The organism is Anaerospora sp. (assembly GCF_032013335.1).
GTDB lineage: Bacteria > Bacillota > Negativicutes > Sporomusales > DSM-15969 > Anaerospora.
The window spans coordinates 40,352-59,880 of record NZ_DALZUO010000028.1 but is presented as its reverse complement, the minus strand read 5'-3'; the positions used below and the strand labels follow the sequence as shown (position 1 = coordinate 59,880).

The 19,529-nt window shown below is 44.8% G+C and carries 18 protein-coding genes; 15 read left to right on the top strand and 3 right to left on the bottom strand.

Annotation, left to right across the window (positions count from 1 at the left end; all coding sequences use genetic code 11):
* The first annotated feature begins 38 nt into the window (after positions 1-38).
* The 10 genes from RTR76_RS17705 (at position 39) to RTR76_RS17660 (ending at position 9,655) form a co-directional block, all read left to right on the top strand.
* A complete protein-coding gene (locus RTR76_RS17705; protein WP_312523269.1) occupies positions 39-683 on the top strand; it encodes a bifunctional 2-keto-4-hydroxyglutarate aldolase/2-keto-3-deoxy-6-phosphogluconate aldolase in 645 nt (214 codons plus the stop codon).
* 44 nt (positions 684-727) lie between these two features.
* A complete protein-coding gene (locus RTR76_RS17700; RefSeq protein WP_312523264.1) occupies positions 728-1,750 on the top strand; it encodes a sugar kinase in 1,023 nt (340 codons plus the stop codon).
* A gap of 72 nt (positions 1,751-1,822) precedes the next feature.
* Positions 1,823-2,575 carry a fumarylacetoacetate hydrolase family protein gene (locus tag RTR76_RS17695; protein WP_312523262.1) on the top strand — a complete coding sequence of 251 codons (753 nt, stop codon included), beginning with the start codon at positions 1,823-1,825 and terminating at the stop codon, positions 2,573-2,575.
* A gap of 14 nt (positions 2,576-2,589) precedes the next feature.
* Positions 2,590-3,597, top strand: a complete 1,008-nt coding sequence (locus RTR76_RS17690) for a LacI family DNA-binding transcriptional regulator (RefSeq protein ID WP_312523261.1) — start codon at positions 2,590-2,592, stop codon at positions 3,595-3,597.
* 212 nt (positions 3,598-3,809) lie between these two features.
* Positions 3,810-4,583 (top strand): IclR family transcriptional regulator, encoded by a 774-nt coding sequence (locus tag RTR76_RS17685; protein ID WP_312523259.1) that lies wholly within the window; start codon positions 3,810-3,812, stop codon positions 4,581-4,583.
* 100 nt (positions 4,584-4,683) lie between these two features.
* On the top strand, positions 4,684-5,511 hold the full coding sequence (gene kduI, locus RTR76_RS17680; protein ID WP_312523258.1) for a 5-dehydro-4-deoxy-D-glucuronate isomerase: 828 nt from the start codon (positions 4,684-4,686) through the stop codon (positions 5,509-5,511).
* 63 nt (positions 5,512-5,574) lie between these two features.
* Positions 5,575-6,333, top strand: coding sequence for a 2-dehydro-3-deoxy-D-gluconate 5-dehydrogenase KduD (gene kduD, locus RTR76_RS17675; protein ID WP_396145421.1), 759 nt, complete (start codon positions 5,575-5,577; stop codon positions 6,331-6,333).
* A gap of 159 nt (positions 6,334-6,492) precedes the next feature.
* Complete coding sequence (locus RTR76_RS17670) at positions 6,493-7,752, top strand: ATP-binding protein (RefSeq protein WP_312523256.1); 1,260 nt, start codon at positions 6,493-6,495, stop codon at positions 7,750-7,752.
* A gap of 35 nt (positions 7,753-7,787) precedes the next feature.
* Positions 7,788-8,780 carry a ketol-acid reductoisomerase gene (gene ilvC, locus RTR76_RS17665; RefSeq protein ID WP_312523254.1) on the top strand — a complete coding sequence of 331 codons (993 nt, stop codon included), beginning with the start codon at positions 7,788-7,790 and terminating at the stop codon, positions 8,778-8,780.
* A 152-nt stretch (positions 8,781-8,932) separates the two neighbouring features.
* The gene (locus tag RTR76_RS17660) at positions 8,933-9,655 is read left to right on the top strand and encodes a demethylmenaquinone methyltransferase (protein WP_312523252.1); all 723 of its coding nucleotides are present in this window, start codon (positions 8,933-8,935) and stop codon (positions 9,653-9,655) included.
* A gap of 48 nt (positions 9,656-9,703) precedes the next feature.
* Here the strand turns inward: RTR76_RS17660 and RTR76_RS17655 are convergent, their stop codons facing one another.
* Positions 9,704-10,411 carry an SIMPL domain-containing protein gene (locus tag RTR76_RS17655; protein WP_312523250.1) on the bottom strand — a complete coding sequence of 236 codons (708 nt, stop codon included), beginning with the start codon at positions 10,409-10,411 and terminating at the stop codon, positions 9,704-9,706.
* Between the two features lie 471 nt (positions 10,412-10,882).
* Between RTR76_RS17655 and serC the strand changes: the two genes are divergently transcribed.
* A complete protein-coding gene (serC, locus tag RTR76_RS17650) occupies positions 10,883-11,977 on the top strand; it encodes a 3-phosphoserine/phosphohydroxythreonine transaminase (RefSeq protein ID WP_312523246.1) in 1,095 nt (364 codons plus the stop codon).
* 122 nt (positions 11,978-12,099) lie between these two features.
* On the opposite strand, the gene RTR76_RS17645 is transcribed toward serC, so the two are convergent.
* Complete coding sequence (locus RTR76_RS17645; RefSeq protein ID WP_312523244.1) at positions 12,100-12,399, bottom strand: hypothetical protein; 300 nt, start codon at positions 12,397-12,399, stop codon at positions 12,100-12,102.
* Positions 12,400-12,433: 34 nt separating this feature from the next.
* Here RTR76_RS17645 and RTR76_RS17640 point away from each other — a divergent pair, with 34 nt between their 5' ends.
* Positions 12,434-13,315, top strand: coding sequence for an NAD(P)/FAD-dependent oxidoreductase (locus tag RTR76_RS17640; RefSeq protein WP_312523242.1), 882 nt, complete (start codon positions 12,434-12,436; stop codon positions 13,313-13,315).
* On the opposite strand, the gene RTR76_RS17635 is transcribed toward RTR76_RS17640, so the two are convergent.
* On the bottom strand, positions 13,272-14,330 hold the full coding sequence (locus RTR76_RS17635) for a hypothetical protein (RefSeq protein WP_312523240.1): 1,059 nt from the start codon (positions 14,328-14,330) through the stop codon (positions 13,272-13,274). The two genes, RTR76_RS17640 and RTR76_RS17635, sit on opposite strands and share 44 nt — an antisense overlap.
* A 389-nt stretch (positions 14,331-14,719) precedes the next feature.
* Between RTR76_RS17635 and RTR76_RS17630 the strand changes: the two genes are divergently transcribed.
* From RTR76_RS17630 to RTR76_RS17620, 3 genes are all read left to right on the top strand, one after another.
* Positions 14,720-15,703 (top strand): HD domain-containing phosphohydrolase, encoded by a 984-nt coding sequence (locus RTR76_RS17630; RefSeq protein ID WP_312523238.1) that lies wholly within the window; start codon positions 14,720-14,722, stop codon positions 15,701-15,703.
* A 197-nt stretch (positions 15,704-15,900) separates the two neighbouring features.
* The gene (gene serS / locus RTR76_RS17625) at positions 15,901-17,178 is read left to right on the top strand and encodes a serine--tRNA ligase (RefSeq protein ID WP_312523237.1); all 1,278 of its coding nucleotides are present in this window, start codon (positions 15,901-15,903) and stop codon (positions 17,176-17,178) included.
* A 576-nt stretch (positions 17,179-17,754) separates the two neighbouring features.
* On the top strand, positions 17,755-19,443 hold the full coding sequence (locus tag RTR76_RS17620; RefSeq protein ID WP_312523236.1) for a methyl-accepting chemotaxis protein: 1,689 nt from the start codon (positions 17,755-17,757) through the stop codon (positions 19,441-19,443).
* Positions 19,444-19,529 lie beyond the last annotated feature (86 nt).

The window sequence follows — 19,529 nt, the reverse complement described above, 5'->3', positions numbered from 1 at the left end:
AACCGGTTTATAAAGCGAGAGGGAGCGTGATCATAGTGATTCCGAAACTAAAAACATTGGAAAAAATTATGGATTGTGGTTTGGTAGCTGTTGTGCGGGCTGAAAATGCTGAGCAGGCGGTAAAAATTGCTGATGCCTGCATTAAAGGCGGAGTAGCCGGTATTGAAATAACGTTTACTGTTCCAGGTGCTGCCGAAGTGATTAAAGGCTTGGCCGAAACTTATAAATCAGGCGAAATTATTATTGGTGCCGGTACGGTGCTTGATCCTGAGACGGCTCGTATTGCTATTTTGGCAGGAGCCCAATATATTGTCAGTCCTTCCCTTAATGTAGAAACCGTACGTCTGTGCAACCGTTATCAGATACCAATTATGGCAGGCGCAATGACAATTAAAGAAATTGTTGAAGCGATGGAAGTCGGTGCTGATGTCATCAAAATTTTCCCTGGCGAGTCCATGGGGTCAGGTTTCGTCAAAGCTGTCAAAGGTCCTCTGCCGCAGGCTCCTATGATGCCTACCGGTGGAGTAGGTCTTGATAATGTTGGTGAATGGATCAAGGCTGGCTGCGTAGCTGTTGGTGTTGGTGGAAATTTGACCGGTGGCGCTAAAAAAGGCGACTATGAGTCTATCACTGAAATTGCAAAACAGTTTATTGCCAAAATTAAAGAAGCACGGGCTAAATAATAATAGGAACTTATCATTCCAATATTGAGAGGAGTTTTTTATTAATGGCAAAGGTAGTATGTTTTGGAGAAATTATGCTCCGGTTGCAACCACCAGGGTTTTCCCGCTTTGAGCAGGCGAGTACATTTGAGGCTGTATATGGCGGCGGCGAGGCTAATGTATGCGTTTCCTTAGCTAATTATGGCGAGGAAGCTCTTTTTGTGACAAAAGTACCGGAAAATCCAATCGGTCAAACAGCGGTTAACGAAATGCGCCGCTATGGAGTGGATACCCGGTATATGGTGCGCGGCGGCGAGCGTTTGGGAATTTATTTCTGTGAGAAAGGTGCTTCCCAACGCCCTTCCAAAGTTGTGTATGATCGTAAGTATTCTTCCATTTCTACGGCAACAAATGCTGATTTTAACTGGCAAGAAGTCTTTGAAGGTGCTACCTGGTTTCACTTCACCGGCATTACGCCTGCTTTAGGAGACAGTGTAGCAGAAGCAGTACTGGAAGCGTGTAAGGCTGCTAAAGCAGCAGGACTGACTGTCAGCTGCGATCTCAACTTCCGCAAAAACCTGTGGACCAGCGAAAAAGCCGGTAAAGTAATGGCTCAATATATGCAGTATGTCGATGTGTGTATTGCTAATGAAGAAGATGCTGAAAAAGTATTTGGTATCAAAGCTGCCGATACTGATATTGAAGGCGGCAAACTGAATCACGACGGTTACAAAGAAGTTGCGAAGAAACTGCAGGACAAATTTGGCTTTAAAGCGGTAGCAATAACGCTGCGCGGCAGTATTTCCGCTTCTGATAATAATTGGGCAGCCATGCTCTACAAGGATAATGAGTACTACTTCTCCCGCAACTATGCAATCCGCATTGTTGACCGCGTAGGTGGCGGTGATTCCTTCGGCGGCGGTTTAATTTACGGCATGCTGAATAATTACAGTAATCAGGACGCACTGGAATTTGCTGTGGCAGCATCCTGCCTCAAGCATACTATTGAAGGTGACCACAATCATGTAACTGTGGCTGAAGTAAAGACATTGATGGCCGGTGACGGTTCAGGCCGGGTTCAACGGTAAAACTTCCACAAGCTGCTGCCGGGACGCTAAGTTCCGGCGGCATTTATCTATCAATGATGAGGAGGAACGTACATGAAAATTGCCCGCTTTTACTATCAGGAACGGGATTTGTATGGCGTAGTGGAAGATCATCAGGTCAAGATAATTGAGGGAGATATTTTCGGCAGTTATCGTGTTTCGGAAGAAACGCTTTCATTATCTGAAGTTAAATTGCTCGCACCTGTAAAACCATCAAAGGTCATAGGTGTAGGCTTAAACTATCGGGCAGTTGCTAAAGATAAGGGTGTAGAGTTACCTTCTGAGCCAATTTTGTTCTTAAAACCTCCATCCGGTATTATTGGCCCTGGAGACAGTGTTATTGTCCCGGAGATTGTCAAGAAGCCGGTTTTTGAAGTGGAACTGGCAGTTGTGATCGGTAAAAAGGCAAAGAATGTGACAGAAGAAGCTGCGCTGGATTATTGTCTGGGTTATACGTTAGCCAATGATATAACGGCAAAAGATCACATGGTTAAAGGACAGCCGTGGGCTAAGGGCAAATCCTTTGATACATTTACTCCGGTAGGTCCTTATATTGTTACGGGAATCAATCCGGAAACTACAGAAATTGCATTACTTTTGAATGGCGAACAAAAACAGCTAAGCAGTACGGCTGATATGGTTTTTAACGTTCGCCAGCTAATCGCATTTATATCTCAGATTATGACGCTGGAAGCAGGAGATCTTATTATTACCGGCACACCGCTGGGTGGTGGCGACTTTGCTGGCGGAGATGTATTCACATTAAGCAGCCCTGAGCTCGGCGAGTTAACTAATCCTGTACGCTAGAACGGAGTGTTCCTATGCCCGTTACGATAAATGATGTTGCAGCCCGGGCAGGAGTGTCTAAGACCACTGTGTCTCACTACCTAAATGGCCGCTATGACAGTATGAGTAAGGAAACAAGAGAAAATATTGCTCAGGTTGTTGAAGAACTTGGTTACCGGCCTAATGCACTGGCCCGCAGCCTGAAACAAAAAAAGACGCACACTATCGGTGCTATTGTAGCCAATATATTAAATCCGTTCTCCACCAGCATCATTCGCGGGGTAGAGGATTACTGCAATCAGCATGGTTTCAGCCTGATTTTGTGTAATGCCGACGAAGATCCGGTAAAAGAACGGGAATACCTGGAAGTGCTCGCTGATAAACAAGTAGATGGGCTCATTATCAATACTACCGGGTATAATAATGATTTAATAAAAAACTTAAATCTTCATTTACCGGTAGTGCTGATTGACCGTAAAGTTCCGGAAATTAATACCGACACTGTTACCTCAGACAGCAGGAAAGGTGTTCAGTTGATGATTGATCACCTCATTAAACTGGGACGCAGTGAAATCGCTTTTTTTACCATGCCTTATCACGAAGTGAGTCCGCGGACCGAACGCGTATTGGGTTACAGGCAGGCTTTGGCGAGCCATGGTATTGCTTGTAAACCTCACTTGCTTGTTGAAACCGTTTTGGATGAAGCAGCTGTAATTCGTGCAGTCGAAACGGTGCTTGCTTCGCCAGAACCTCCTGCTGCCATTTTTGGAGCGAATAATCTCATGACAATGGCAGTAGTAAAGGCGCTTAAAAAATTAAATATCTCTATTCCCCGAGATATTGCTGTTGTCGGTTTTGATGACTGGGACTGGGCAGAGCTCATTGATCCTCCGGTTACGGTTGTCAGTCAGCCAACTTATGCCATGGGACAGGAAGCGGCGACTTTGCTTATCAAGCGGCTCAAGAGTAAAAGAAACAGCCGTAAGCCGGCAGTTATTTTATTCGATCCCGAATTGGTAATCCGCAAGTCTTGTGGTGAATAAGGAGTATGATAAAAATGCCTACAGCAATCTGCAGTAGGCATTTTTCATTTGCTTGCGGCAAAGTTAACCTTGTCAGGAAGGTGGCATTCCGCATGGTGAAATAAGTGACTGGTATAAGAAAAATTCGCAGGATTTTAGCTGTATATGTGGTAATATAAGCTTACATTGATGGAATATTGTTCCGCATCGTGGAATTAAAGTGTGAGGAAAAAATGGAAAAACGAAGCACAGATGTACAGTCTTTACAGCGGGCATTCGATATTTTAGAAACAATCGGCAATAGCAGCAAGGGGATAGCGCTGAGGGACATAGCGGAAAAAACCGGACTTCCCAAAACGACCGTATACCGGCTGCTTGGGAATCTGGAAAGCAGGGATTATGTGCGCTGTACCAGCGGCGGTTTTTATGAACTAGGTTTAAAATTGCTGATGATGAGCCAGCGGGTAGAACAAAAGTTTCAGCTTAAGCACGTAGCGCGTCCCATTCTCCATCAGCTTAGAGATTTCAGCGGTGAGACGGTGCATCTTGGTGTGCTGGAGAATAATCGTGTCATGTATATGGATTCGGTAGAAAGCAATCACCCGGTGCGATTAGTCGCTAGAATAGGAGCTACTAATTCCATACATTGTACATCACTGGGTAAAGCACTGCTCATCAACAGGGATGATAGAGCAATTACAAAAATACTTGATCTTCAGGTCATGGAAAAGCGTACTTTGTATACCATTACCGATAGGAGAACCTTTCTTGATGAAATGGCAGAGGTTCGAAAGCTTGGATATGCCTTAGACGACCAGGAAAGTGCTGCTGATTGCCGGTGCATTGGCGCACCGATTTATGACCATCAGGGAAAGGTAGTGGGAGCTATCAGCATCTCCGGCCCTGTATCCCGGTTTCTGCTGCCTATGGTTCATGATACTATAGCTCCGAGGTTGTTGCAGGCTACCAGGCAGATTTCGCAGTTCTTGGGTCTGATAGCGGAATAACCTGGTATGTATTGTAAGGAGGTGATAGATACTACTGGAAATCGCCTGATACGTTCAAATAGCCAGCGAAGAGTGCTGGAAATAATAGGAGGAGATAAATATGGATACTAGATATGGTGCTCATCCCGAAGATGCTAAGAAGTATGACACAAGCCGGCTGCGTGAGGAGTTTCTCATTCAGGAGCTTTTTGTTCCCGGAAAAATCAATATTGTATATAGCCACGTAGACCGTATGATTACGGGCGCTGCTGTTCCTACCCAGCCTATTACTCTTGAGGGCGGTAAAGAGATGGGATCTGAATTTTTCCTGGAGCGCAGGGAATTAGGAGTTATCAATATTGGCGGTCCCGGAGCAGTAACAGTTGATGGTAAAGTTTACGACATGGGAAAATATGACGGACTGTATGTCGGCATGGGCTCCCGTGAAGTTGTTTTTACCAGCACTGATCCAGCTAATCCTGCTAAGTTCTATTTTAATAGTGCTGCCGCTCACAAGGCGTATCCAACCATTAAAGTAGGTATTAATGAAGTACAGCCTACCCGACTGGGGACACAGGCTCAGTCGAATGACCGTACAATATATAAGTATTTTCATCCCCAAGGCGTGCAAAGCTGTCAGCTGGTAATGGGAATGACGGTACTTGAACCAGGTAATATGTGGAATACTATGGCGTGTCACACTCATGAACGGCGGATGGAGGTATATTTATACTTCGAATTGCCGGAGGATGCAGTCGTTTTTCACTATATGGGAAAACCGGATGAAACACGGCATATCGTCATGCGTAATGAAGAAGCAGTTATATCTCCCAGTTGGTCCATTCATTCCGGCGTAGGTACTTCCTGCTACCGCTTTATATGGGGAATGGCTGGCGAAAACCAGACATTCAATGATATGGACGGAGTAGCAATGACATACATTAAATAAGGCGTTGTGACTAACTGTAAGTTAGACAATTGGTCTGTAACGCAATAGGGGGCTTGAATTATCATACTAGAACAATTTTCATTAGCTGGCCGTACGGCCATTGTAACCGGTGCCAGCCGCGGTCTGGGCGAAGGCATGGCTCTTGGGCTTGCCCGGGCTGGTGCGGATGTTATCGTTGTGGCAAGTTCGGATAAGGTACACGAAACGGCTGCTAAGATTCATGATTTAGGACGTAAGTCGGTAGCTATTCAAGCGGACCTGGGGAGTACGGAACCAATTCCCCATATTATCAATACTGCCTTAGAAAATTTCGGCAAGCTGGACATTTTGATAAATTGTGCCGGTATTATTCGCCGGGCACCTGCGGCGGAGTTCACTGAAAAAGACTGGGATGATGTTATGAATGTCAACCTCAAGTCATTATTTTTCCTTTGTCAGGCAGCAGCTAGAGAAATGATGAAGCAAAATAAAGGTAAGATTATCAACATTGCCTCGCTGCTGTCCTTTCAGGGCGGGATACTCGTTCCTTCCTACACAGCAGCGAAGTCAGGCGTTGCAGGACTTACCAAAGCTCTGGCAAATGAATGGGCCCAGTACGGAATTAATGTTAATGCTATTGCTCCTGGATACATGGATACAGAGATGACAGATGCTCTGCAAAAAGATTCAGACCGGGCGACATCCATTTTGGCACGTATTCCGCAGGGGCGCTGGGGAACTCCGGAAGATATGCAGGGGACAGCAATTTTTCTGGCATCAGATGCAGCTAACTATCTGCAAGGCCAGGTAATTGCCGTTGACGGCGGCTGGATGGGTCGGTAAAAGTAAATTTAAGAGTGAAGAGTCTTTCCCAAAAGGGAAAGGCTCTTTTGTATTTATATTATGTTGGTTGACAAAGAGTTTTGTAGCGAACTATAATGTGGATATGGATTTTTTGTAACAAACGGCCAAAATGTACACTTTTTGTTTAGGGGAGGTTGAATGATGCAAGACAATTGTAGTTCTAGTGAAATACAAAACCTTCTTGTATATCGTAATTTGCTTACTAATAAGCTAGTTGGCAGCATGCAACTTGTGCTAAACACAAATGGGGAAGAAAGGCTGCTTTATGAGGTGTACGCCGGTCTTATTGAGGAAGCTGAGAAACATGGCTTGCGGGGAAATCTCTGGCAAAGTTATATAGTGTACTTGATTTCCCGAGATGAAAATAGTTTTAGTACTACTGTGGAAAAAACTCGGGGTCAGATAGGTACTGGCTTGAGGCGGGCGGTTATCCATGATCTAATGCTTTTACGTCAGTTCTTGCAGTTTGACAGTGCTGTATTACGGGATAGTGTCCTCATTCGTGAATTTAACCCTACAGAAGCGCAGGAGGGGCAGGATGGGGATGAGCTGCTTGAGCTGCTTACTCTTCAAGATACCTCCGAGCATTCGCTGGAGCGGACAGTTGATAAACTAATCGCCTATTATCTGCAGCATGGCTGCGGGAAGGTAGCGGGTTATGCCGCCTTCCGCTGGGATGAAGCAGTAGGGCTTGTAGGAATTAAAGATCGCGACCGGATTAATCTTGATGATCTTGTTGGGTACGAGAAGCAAAAGCAGGTGCTGATGAAAAATACAGAAGCATTTCTTGCTAATAAACCTGCTAATAATGTGCTGTTGGTCGGAGCCAGAGGGACCGGCAAATCTTCATCGGTAAAAGCACTGGTTAATTATTACGGTAAAGAAGGGCTTAGGCTGGTAGAGGTACAGCGTCATCAGTTTCAGTCCTTGCATAAGATTATCAATGAACTTCGGGGCCGGAGCCAGCGGTTTATTGTGTTTCTTGACGATCTTTCTTTTGAAGAATCAGAGACGGAATATAAGTTTTTGAAATCGGTTATTGAAGGCAGTCTGGAGTCACGGCCAGATAATGTTTTATTATATGCCACCTCTAACCGGCGCCATCTTATTCGCGAGAGCTGGTCCGACCGGGCTGACGCCGAAGATGTTCATTCGGCCGATTCGGTGCATGAAAAGATCTCGCTGTCTGATCGTTTTGGTATCACGCTGACCTACCAGGCGCCGGACCAAAAGGATTATCTTCACATTGTAGAAACGCTGGCCAGGCAGCATGCTATTACTCTGCCGGCTGCAGAGCTCAAAAAGCAGGCCCTCCGCTGGGAACTGTCCCATTCGGGCAGATCAGGCAGAGTTGCGCAACAGTTTGTCAAACATATTATTGGTAGTAACTTAAGTTAACTATAAAGGGTTTATTTTGAAAGGGGATATTTACTATGGCGAAGTTGTATTATGATTTGGATGCGAATTGGGATGTAATTCAGGACAAAAAAATCGCTGTTATTGGTTATGGGAGCCAGGGTCATGCTCATGCGCTTAACATGCATGATTATGGTTTAGATGTAACTGTAGGTTTGTATAAAGGCAGCAAGTCCTGGGAGAAGGCCCAAAGTGAAGGTTTGAAAGTAGCAGTGGTAAGTGATGCTGTTGCCGGTGCCGATGTTGTCATGATCCTTATCCCCGATGAAAAACAAGGCCAGGTTTACCGTGATTATATTGAACCAAATCTTAAAGCCGGTGCTGCGCTGGTTTTTGCTCATGGTTTCAGCATTCATTTTAATCAAATTGTTCCCCCTGCAAATGTAGACGTTTTTATGGTTGCTCCTAAAGGTCCGGGACATCTGGTGCGCCGCGAATATCAAAATGGTAAAGGCGTACCTTGCCTCATGGCTGTACATCAAAACTATACCGGTAATGCCCAGGAACTTGCGCTGGCCTATGCGCGTGGTATTGGTGGAACCCGGGCTGGTGTACTGCCGACAACCTTCAAAGAAGAAACAGAAACGGATTTGTTTGGTGAACAAGCCGTCCTGTGCGGCGGGGTTACCGAGTTGATCAAAGCGGGCTTTGAAACATTGGTAGAAGCCGGCTATCAGCCTGAATCAGCATATTTTGAGTGTATGCATGAAATGAAGCTTATCGTTGACTTGCTATATGAAGGCGGGTTGGCAAATATGCGCTATTCTATCAGCGATACTGCCGAGTTCGGCGACTACCAGATCGGCAAGCGAATCATTACTGATGCAACACGGGCTGAGATGAAAAAAGTATTAAATGAAATCCAAACAGGCGAATTCGCCAAACAGTGGATTCTTGAAAACCAGGCAAACCGGCCTGCTTTTAACGCCGTTCGCCGCCGTGAAGCAGACCATGCTATTGAAAAAGTGGGAAAAGAGCTGCGGGCAATGATGCCTTGGCTGAAGAAATAGTTGCTAGTCGAATTAAATGAGATGACAGTACTGAGGCATTGATAAGCCTCAGTACTGTCATTTTTTTCTTTCGTAACTCTTTTGTATCTAAAAGAATGGTTAAAGTGGTATAATTATTTGAGAGGAATGATCGGTAACAGGGGGAGTTTTCCTTGACGATAGAACGCTTTCAACAAAGTGCTGATAAAGAAAAATATGTACATTCGGTATTTGCCGCTATTGCTCACCGTTATGACGTACTTAATACAACACTCAGCTTTAATCAAGACAAATATTGGCGGCGCTTTGCCGTTGGGCAGGCGGCATTGCCGGCAGGTGGTAAAGCGCTGGATGTGTGCTGCGGTACAGCGATGCTTTCTCTTGAGCTGGCCCGGAGAGCAGAGAACGCAACAATAACGGGGTTGGATTTCTGTGAGGAGATGCTGACTATAGGAAGAAAAAATATAGCCGGGTCAGAGCACGGCGAAAAGATTCAGCTAGTACAGGGCAATGCAATGGCACTTCCTTTTGCCGATAACACATTTGACTGTGCCACAATTGGTTTTGCTTTGCGCAACGTGCCCGATATTAAGCAGACTATAGCTGAAATGCGGCGAGTCGTTAAACCGGGCGGGAGGGTTGTGTCACTGGAACTTGCCAAACCGAGTGCTCCTGTCTTTAAGCAGTTGTATTATTTGTACTTTGAACAAGTTTTGCCGCTGCTAGGCAAGCTGGGAGTAGGTATTGAAGGTCCCTATCGATGGCTTCCCGAATCATTAAAATGCTTTCCCCACCAGTCAGCCATTTGCGAGTACTTTACGGAAGTTGGATTAAAGCAAGCCCGTTATCATGAACTGACCGGCGGAATTGTAGCTGTTCATGTGGGAGTTAAATAAAATAAAAAAGCAGGCCATCCGATTTGAACGGATGGCCTGCTGCTTGTGCTAATTATTTAATTGAAATGCCATATTTACATCGGCACTTATCGATAATGTTCCGGCACTAATCGGTGTAGAAGAAGCCATATCCGCTTTGTACAAACGGACGTTTTCACTCATGGGAGAAGAATAGCCGTTGAGGTTGACTGAAGTGGCTTGTCCCAAGGAGCCGCCTAAGGTTTCGGCAATCAGTGCAGCTTTGTGCTTACCGTCCAGTATGGCTTTTGCCAGCAATTGATCCTTTAGACTGCTTTCATCATTGACAGCAAAGCGTAAACCGTTAATCTGATTGGCACCAGCTTGCGAAGAAGCATCAATGACTTGGGAGATCTGAGCAAAGTCAGTCACTTTGACAGTTACGGTATTTTGTACGCGATAACCGGAGATGACGGTAGCGTCATCGTTTTTAGTATTCTGCTTATACTGGGGTTGAATAGAGAAACCGGAAGTTTGAATTTGCTCTTTGTTAATTCCGAGCAGTTCAACAGCGGTATAAATCCGGTTCATGGTGGCATCATTTTCTGCTTTTGCTTTGGCTACATCAGATGCCGTTGTGACAATTCCTAAAGAAATATAAGCTGTATCGGGGACAACGGCCATTTCAGCATGACCTGTGACAGTAACTGAGGGGCGTTCAACTTGTTCGGCAGAGGCCTGAAGTTGAGTAGTAAACAATAAGGTGATAGCGAATAAACCAGCGATTAATTTTTTCATTTTAAGAGCTCTCCTTTATTTATGTACTTTCTTACTACTATAAACGAGGATAAATCATAAAGGTAACGGGTACGATAATAATAAATTAGATTTTTTACTGCCGGGAGATACTTGACTTTACAAACTAAGCTGTTATAATCGATAATAAGTTTACAACTAAACGCAATGACAGAGAAGCTAAATGCTGTGTTTTTCAGAGAGCCGGCGGGTGGTGTGAGCCGGTGAGCAGGCAGGCAGTTCCGCTCTTGAGCGGCTGATGATGAATCAGGACGGGTCCGCCCGGTAAAGCGGATAGAGTTGGCCGTAAGGCAATTTGGGTGGCAACGCGGGAATAACCTCTCGTCCCTGGTGGGATGTGAGGTTTTTGTGTTTTTACCGGACTGCCGGGCTAAAATGGGTGGCACCGCGGGAACAGTCTCGCCCCAATTGCTGGGGAGAGACTGTTCATTTTTAAAATAGGAGTGATTTTTTGTGGCAAATAAGGAACGGGTACATAACTTTAATGCCGGGCCGGCAGCGCTTCCCTTGGAAGTCTTGGAGCAAGTTCAAACAGAGATAATCAATTTTCGCGGAGCAGGCATGTCCATCCTGGAGATGAGCCATCGCAGCCAGGAATATGAAGTAGTACATAATGAGGCTAAGACGCTATTAAAAGAACTGCTGGCATTGCCGGAGGAATATGAAGTTCTGTTTTTACAAGGAGGAGCAAGCCTGCAATTTGCCATGATACCGATGAACTTTTTACCTGCAGGTAAAAAAGCTGCTTATGTAATGACAGGTGTTTGGGCAGAGAAAGCTTACGACGAAGCAGCTAAACTAGGTGAGGTAGTGATGGCTGGCACTGCTAAGGACAATAGATTTAGCAGCATTCCTTCTATTCAGGATCTTTCCTATGACAAAGAAAGTGCGTATTTACATATAACTTCCAATAATACGATTTACGGTACCCAGTGGCATGCGTTTCCTGAAACGGGACAAGTGCCGTTAATTGCTGATATGTCGAGTGATATTTTATCGCAGCCTTTTGATGCAAGCAAATTCAGCTTGATTTATGCAGGAGCCCAAAAAAATCTGGGACCGGCCGGAGTGACTATTGTCGTTATCCGCAAGGATTTACTAGAAAAGGCCAATAAGAATGTTCCGACCATGCTTCGTTACAATACATATGCAAAAGATAATTCTCTCTATAATACGCCGCCTACCTTTAGTATCTATATGGTTAATTTAGTATTGAACTGGATTAAGCGGCAGGGTGGTCTGAAAGCGATTCACCGGGAGAATCAACGCAAGGCGGCAGTCATATATGAGGCAATTGACAACAGCGATGGTTTTTATATCGGTCATGCAGATAAGAACAGCCGTTCCTTGATGAATATTACATTCCGCCTTGCTAATGCAGATTTGGAAAAGAAGTTTCTCTTAGCTGCCAAACAAGCCAACTTTGTAGGTTTGGCAGGGCATCGTCTCGTAGGTGGATGCAGGGCATCAGCCTATAATGCAGTTCCCTTTGAAGCCTGCCTGGCATTAAAAGAACTGATGGAAACGTTTCAAAAAGAAAACAGGTAAGCACGACTGTTTTTCGCAGGATTTGCTTAAATCGCCACAGAAAATGAATTAGAATATCCCTATTGGTAGAACACTAACTGTATAGCATGATTCTTGGATAAGCGTAAGGGTGGTCCAATGGGCTATGAGGACGGACCGGCTTCATCCTGGTCAAGCGCTTGCTGTTCTAACGGCTTAATCTGGACAGCAATACCGCCTGTAGCTGGAGCCAGCAAATTAAATATGGCGCAGTAAGCGGATGCTCCGATTGCTGAACATAGGGCGAGTACCAGTCCGATGAAGGCACCTCCCAGCATACCCAAAATATCTTTTTCCACTATGCCGATAATAAGCCCCCCAAGACCGAAAAATGCAGTTCCCGAAAGAAAAAATACCCGAAAGACAGTCCAAGGCGAAATGCGGATAATTTCCTGATTATACATACGGCTCACCCCTTATTAATAGGAGGATGAATTTATGGCTAAACACGTGTATGACATTGCTATTGTTGGCGGCGGCCCCGCAGGCTTGTCGGCCGCACTTACCGGAAGGATACGTAAAAAGGACATTGTATTGTTTGAGCGCTCTGACTTTAGTCCTAAATTACAAAAAGCCCATGTAGTCGATAATTATCTTGGTATGCCGCAAATTACCGGCAAAGGGATGATGCAAAGCTTTGCATCACACTGCTTAGCTCATGAGCCGGTAGTTGTCAAAGAAAAGGTTGTTAATATTTTCCCGGGAAATCCTTTTACCCTAGTTACGCCAGGCGATGTTTACGAGGCAAAAACCGTTATTATTGCTTCGGGGGTAGTGGCTACATCTTTATTTGGCGGGGAAAAAGATTTTTTAGGACGGGGAGTTAGCTACTGTGCCACTTGTGATGGGATGTTTTATCAAGATAAGGATGTCGCAGTCATTTCTTATACTCCCGAAGGCGAGCATGAAACACAGTATTTGGGTGAATTGTGCCGGAATGTATACTACATTCCTCAATACAAAGCAGAATTACCAATGATGAGGTCTAACATAAAAGTGTTAGAAGGAGTCCAGCCAAAGAGCATTGCCGGAGATACGACTGTGGAAAAATTAGTTACTAATAAAGAAGAACTCAAGGTTAATGGTGTATTCATCATGAGGCAATCTGATCCGGTCGAGAATTTACTGCCCGGTTTGGAGCTTGATGGCGAGGTTATTAAAGTTAACCGGGATATGTCGACAAATCTGCCAGGAGTATTTGCTGCCGGAGATTGTACAGGTAAGCCGTGGCAGATTGCCAAAGCTACAGGCGAAGGCTTAGTTGCCGTGTTAAGTGCTATCTCTTATCTCGATAAAGCTGCCAGAGTAGAGCAAAAGTAAAGAGTAATGCAATATAGCCAAACAGAGGATAAAGTGTGGATACCAGATTGGCGAAACCAACCTGGCTGAACAAAAGAGCCACGATTGCTGCATTAAGCAGACAAAGCCAGAACGGCATTCCGGTCACCGACTGAAGCTTCACGGTACAACCGTAAAGGCTTGCCATTGCCGTGCTGAACATGGCCTTGATAAGCATGGCAGCATAGCTGAGATGATTAAAGTTATGCTGGGAATTGGATACATAAAGCATGGGTACCTCGAAGCTGAGTATATCAGGATAATGAAGCATAATAACCAAGATAATGATCAACCCCAGTAAAGTAAGCAGTATCCCTCCCAGTATACCGCCCCACAGGCGCACGGAACGATCTTTAATTTCTCGCCCAAGTGGTGCTAACACGGTAGCGCCAAGGATTAGGTTATAGGAAACATAAAGCAGGCAGGCTAATAGCCAGTGGGGAGCAGGTGAAAGGTGCGGCTGAGCGGGTAAAGATAACAATGACCCGGAAAGTTCTGCGCAATGATGGGTAAGGGAGCTGATACCTACTGTCAAAGTTGAGGCAATTAAAAGCGGAATCACCAAAAGATTGACGAGGGAAATACCTTTTACGCCAAATAAGACAGTAATGGCTACAGCGAGAACCATAGCTATGGAGCCGGTATTATAGCTTATTGCAAAATAATCCCGGCTGACGGTTCCAGTCCCTGACAACATGATACATAAACCGCCAAAAAGAAAAAGTGCTGAAACGGAGTCTAAAATCAATCCGAGGCGGGGGCCGCAGATGTAGTATAGAACCTGATGGTAGTTGGTCGCCCTCAGTCTATAGCCCAGTTCCAAAATACGGGCACCCAGCAAGGCGAATAAAAATCCTGAAAATAGCATGGCTATGATGCCGACAGCTCCGTAAGAAACAAAAAACTGTAGTAATTCCTGGCCGGAGGCAAAGCCGGCGCCGATGACGGTGCCCGCATAGGTCGCAGCCACGCGGGCGATATCTAACAGGCGGCCCATGATGACACATCCTTTCCTACTTCGTATTACATATGTATGAAGGGATGAAGTAATTCTGACGTGGATTTTTATTCCAGAAAAAGTGGAAGGAGATTGCAAATTAAAGAAGATATTTTGACATAATAACAAAAATTATTTAAAAATTCGTGTTTTTTCGACAAGGATTTCTCTGGAGTTTGGCGAATAAATAGAACAGATTGGGAATTTTTACATTATTTGTTAAGTCTTATCATCACCATTTCATTGAATGCTGTGATGTAACCCATTATAATCCTGACTGTTATCGCCATGCTGTAGGCCTGATAAGCTTGCGTGGCAGCTCTTTAATAATTATTTTAGCAGCGCTGCACAACAAATCGTTTTACGGCAAGTTTGGAGGCAGAAATTCTATGTGCGAAGCCCATTTTAATTGTATTATGCAATCAATTGAAACCCGCTCCTCTCAGGGGTGGATTATCATTAATGCCGAGTATGAAGTAGTATATGTCAATGAAAGTTTTTGCCGTATGTGGCAGTGTACTCGTGAGAATTTGCTGGGAAAATCGCTGCTTCAATGGTACGACGGAGAAAAACAGAACAGCCAGGGAAGATATTTTGGGCCTTTAATTGAGACGATGGCAACAGGCATAGAGATGCAGAATGTTGAAGCCCGCTTGCCTAAATTTTTCAGTGACGAATGCATTTGGCAATTAGTAGATACGTTCCTTATCCGTGACAACAAAGAAAAAGTTGAATTTGGTGTTGCCAGCTATAGTGTTATTGAAAGGTTTAAGGCTATTGAGCAGCAGCTAAACAGCATTAATTTGAAAGTAATTAAAGCTTTTTCGAAGGCAATTGGGGCTCGTGATGTATATACCATGCAGCATAGTGAAAAGGTGGCGGCTTTGATGTTTGGTTTAGCTGAAGCGATGCTGCTGTCAAAGCATGAAGTAACATTGGCATATCTGGCAGGGATAGTTCATGATGTTGGCAAGATTGGTGTGCCGGAGAACGTGCTGAACAAACCGGGCCGATTAACAGAGGAAGAGTTTATATTAATGAAGCAGCATCCGACCATTGGTTCTGATATCTTACGGCAGATTGATGGCTTTGCCGATATAGCTTCCATTGTGCTTCACCACCATGAACGTTATGATGGTAAAGGATATCCCCAGCAAATTGCCGGTGAGAGCATTCCGCTTTTAAGCCGGATGCTGGCTGTTTGTGACAGTTATGATGCTATGGTGTCAGCCCGCTGCTACCGCCAGCCGGTAACAAAGGCACAGGCAATGGCTGAAATTGAGAAATGCAGCTCAAGCCAATTTGATCCGGTTATTGCTGCCTGTTTTCTACGTTTTTTGAACAGCGATTTATCGCTTACGGCAGTTGATTAGTTTACTGCCAATACTTTACAAGCATATCTGTATACTGTAAAATATTAAGGTGAAACTATAGTGGACGGTTGCAAGCCGTACCGGAACGGGAAGTCGCTCTCGTCAGGCGTGCTCAGACGGGAGTTTTTTTGTTTAATCGCTTTCTTTTCAAAAGATAAATAAGCTTTGTCTTGCTAATGCAGGTAGGAGGTTCAATCATGCTTGATATTCGTTTTATCCGCGACAATACTGATAAAGTTGAGCAAGCTCTTGCTAACCGCGGTGCAGCCGTTGGTTTGGAGGAGTTTCTTCGTCTGGAAAAAGAGCGCCGTGAGCTGCTGCAGCAGGTGGAATTGCTAAAAAGCAAGCGCAACGCAGTATCCCAAGAAATTAGCCAAATGAAAAAAAGTGGACAGAACGCAGACGCAATGATTGTTGAAATGCGCGGTGTTGGTGATTCTATCGGCCAGCTGGACGGCAAAATACGTGATGTAGAGACGGCTTTAGCCGATATTGTGATGACGATTCCCAATGTGCCTCATGAATCGGTGCCTGTTGGCAGAGATGAAAACGCTAATAAAGAAGTACGCCAATGGGGAACGCCTGTCTCTTTTGACTTTGAGCCGCTGCCACACTGGGAAATTGGTGAAAAACTGGGGATTCTTGATTTTGAACGAGGCGGTAAGGTGACCGGAGCTCGGTTTACCTTTTACCGTGGTTTGGGTTCAAGGCTGGAACGGTCTCTCATCAGTTTCATGCTGGATTTACATACCGGTGAACATGGCTATACTGAATTTTTCCCGCCGTTCATCGTGAACCGCGATAGTATGATGGGGACAGGGCAACTGCCAAAATTCAGTCAGGATATGTTCAAGCTTGAAGGGTTGGACTACTATCTTATTCCTACTGCGGAAGTGCCGATCACTAATTATCATCGTCAGGAAATTTTAGATGCCAGGGATTTGCCGCTTTGCTATACTGCTTACAGCGCCTGTTTTCGTGCGGAAGCTGGAGCAGCCGGGCGGGATACCCGTGGACTCATCCGTCAGCACCAATTTAATAAGGTAGAAATGGTTAAATTCAGCGCACCTGAAGAATCCTATAATGAGCTTGAGAAGCTAACGGCTAATGCCGAACGCGTATTGCAGCTCTTGGGGCTGCCTTATCGGGTAATGTTGTTGTGCAGTGGTGATATGGGATTTGCCTCTGCTAAAACCTATGATTTGGAAGTCTGGCTGCCGAGCTTTAATAAATACCGTGAAATATCGTCGTGCTCGAATTTTGAAGACTACCAGGCACGCAGGGCAGACATTAAATTCCGCCGCGAGCCTAAAGCAAAGCCGGAATTTGTGCATACTTTGAATGGCTCCGGTGTAGCAATAGGGCGAACTGTTGCTGCGATACTGGAAAATTACCAGCAGCCGGACGGATCAGTCGTCATCCCTGAAGTATTGAGACGCTATATGGGAACGGATGTTATAAAGGGCTATAAATAACAGTAATGACGATAAAAGCAGGCATCAATAGCTGATGCCTGCTTTTATGAGTTTTTTTGCCGAAAGGCAGGAAAATTTTAGAATATATTGAATAATACTATATGTCGATATCTAGGATTTATAGATTTGTAAATGTGCAAAGAGTAAGCCAGTGTAAACTGGCTTAAGAGGGGATCTGCATGTATCTTTACCATTAGTCAATCATGTAGTCAGGTGAGAAGGTAGCGTAGAAGAACCAGTATCCGTAGAGCACGTCTAAATCGTCTAATGCAACTGAAGTCATCGTTACTCCTCCTTTGCAGGTTTTAAACAAAGAAGCCTCCACATCAATGGATGTGAAGGCGTCATTGCCTACGTATGAGATTGATTTCATTGTACTAAAGGAAGGGATCTGTGTCAATATTTGAATTCTTATTTTATTAAGTATTTTCTGGAAAATCGACATCATAAAATTCTATTATAGGATTATAATGGAAATTTATTTTATGTTGTTTTTTAAAGGACTTTGTCTAAAATTCAGCGAAGCTTAAAGCGGAAGCTAATCTAAGCAGGAAAAGTAAAAGGAGGAATTATTTTATGCGCTTTACAATTGGGAAACAAATTCTTACAGCTTCTCTGTTAGTTGTATTGGCCTTTACTGGTCTTAATTTGTATACATATTACCAATTGCAAGTAATTGAGCAAGGTTATGACGGAGTGATTCAACGCAGCGTTCCTTTAGTAGTGGAAGTAAAAAATCTTAATGTAGAAGTAAAGAGTCAAGCAGCTGCTGTCCGGGGATATATCATCAGTGGTGATAAAAGGTACGTTGCTGATTATGAACAATCTAGTAAGCTGATTAAGACGACTATGGACAGCCTTGAGACAAAACTGATTACACCGGAAGGCAAGGAAAAAGTAACCGCATTGCGTAATGCGCTGGCCGAATACCACAGGGTTGCGGATCAAACCATTGTTACCCGTGCAGAGAAGGGTTTGGAAGCGTCTGCGCTAGTGATGAATACCGCCAAAGAGAAGAATGAAATAGCAGAAAAGCTGATGGTTGATACAGTTGTGTTTCTCACTGAGCGAATGGATTTGAGAACAGAGCAGAATAAAGCCCTAGCCGATAGTATCGAGCGGGTTATCATCATTCTAGATGCTATTATTCTGGTGTGTGCGATTGCTGGCTCAACCTGGCTGATGCGGCGCATATCCCGTCCACTGGCAGATGTTGTTGCGGCGGCCCATGATATAGCTGATGGAGATCTGCAGGTTAAGCAAATAGCCTATAGAGGAAATGACGAAATTGCTGACTTGCTAAAGGCTTTTACCCATATGGCCAAGAATTTGCAGGACATTGTCACTCAGGTCTCACGTTCTGCCGAGCAAGTGGCGGCAGCCAGTGAACAATTGACTGCAAGTGCGGATCAATCAGCACTTGCAGCAGGGCAAGTGGCAGAAACAATAACCTCAGTAGCAGCTGGAGCTTATACGCAAGGGACAACAGTGGAGCATACCTCCGATATTGTACAGGAAATGGCAAGGGCAATCGGGCACATTGCTGAGAATTCAAGCAACGTATCAGCCAGATCTGCGGAAACCAGCAGGGCTGCAACAATTGGCAGCCAGGCTATGCAGCAGGCCACCGATCAGATGCAGGCGATTAACCGCTCGGTCAGCCAGTCGGCTGAAGTAGTAAGCAAACTTGGGGAAAGCTCAAAACAGATCGGTGAAATTGTAGATGTCATCAGCGGAATTGCCGGGCAGACTAATTTGTTGGCTCTTAATGCTGCTATTGAGGCTGCGCGGGCTGGTGAACAGGGTCGAGGGTTTGCCGTTGTTGCTGATGAAGTACGAAAGCTAGCGGAACAATCCCATGAAGCAGCGCAAAAGATTGCGCATATTGTGCGTGAGATACAGACAGAAACGACCAGTGTTGTTACTGTTATGCAGCAAGGGACGGTTGACGTCGCTCGTGGCAGTGATGTCATCATTTCAACTGGTGAGCGCTTCACTGCTATTGTGAATTTGGTTGAACACCTAAACTCAGAAATACAGGAAATCAGCGCGGCGTCTGAACAACTATCAGCATCAAGTGAAGAAGTGGTTAAATCGGTAGATTCGGTAAAACATTTGGCCGGTGAGACGGCAGCCAATACACAGACAATATCTGCTGCGGCAGAGGAACAATCGGCTTCAATGGAAGAGATCGCAGCTTCCAGTCAAGCTTTGTCAAGCCTGGCTGATGAACTGCAGATGGTTGTTCGCAGGTTTAAAATATAATAGTTAAGATAAAAGCTTCACTGCTCACATAGCAGTGAAGCTTTTTCTATACTGAAAGTACAGGCATTATGCCGACAGACAATTGG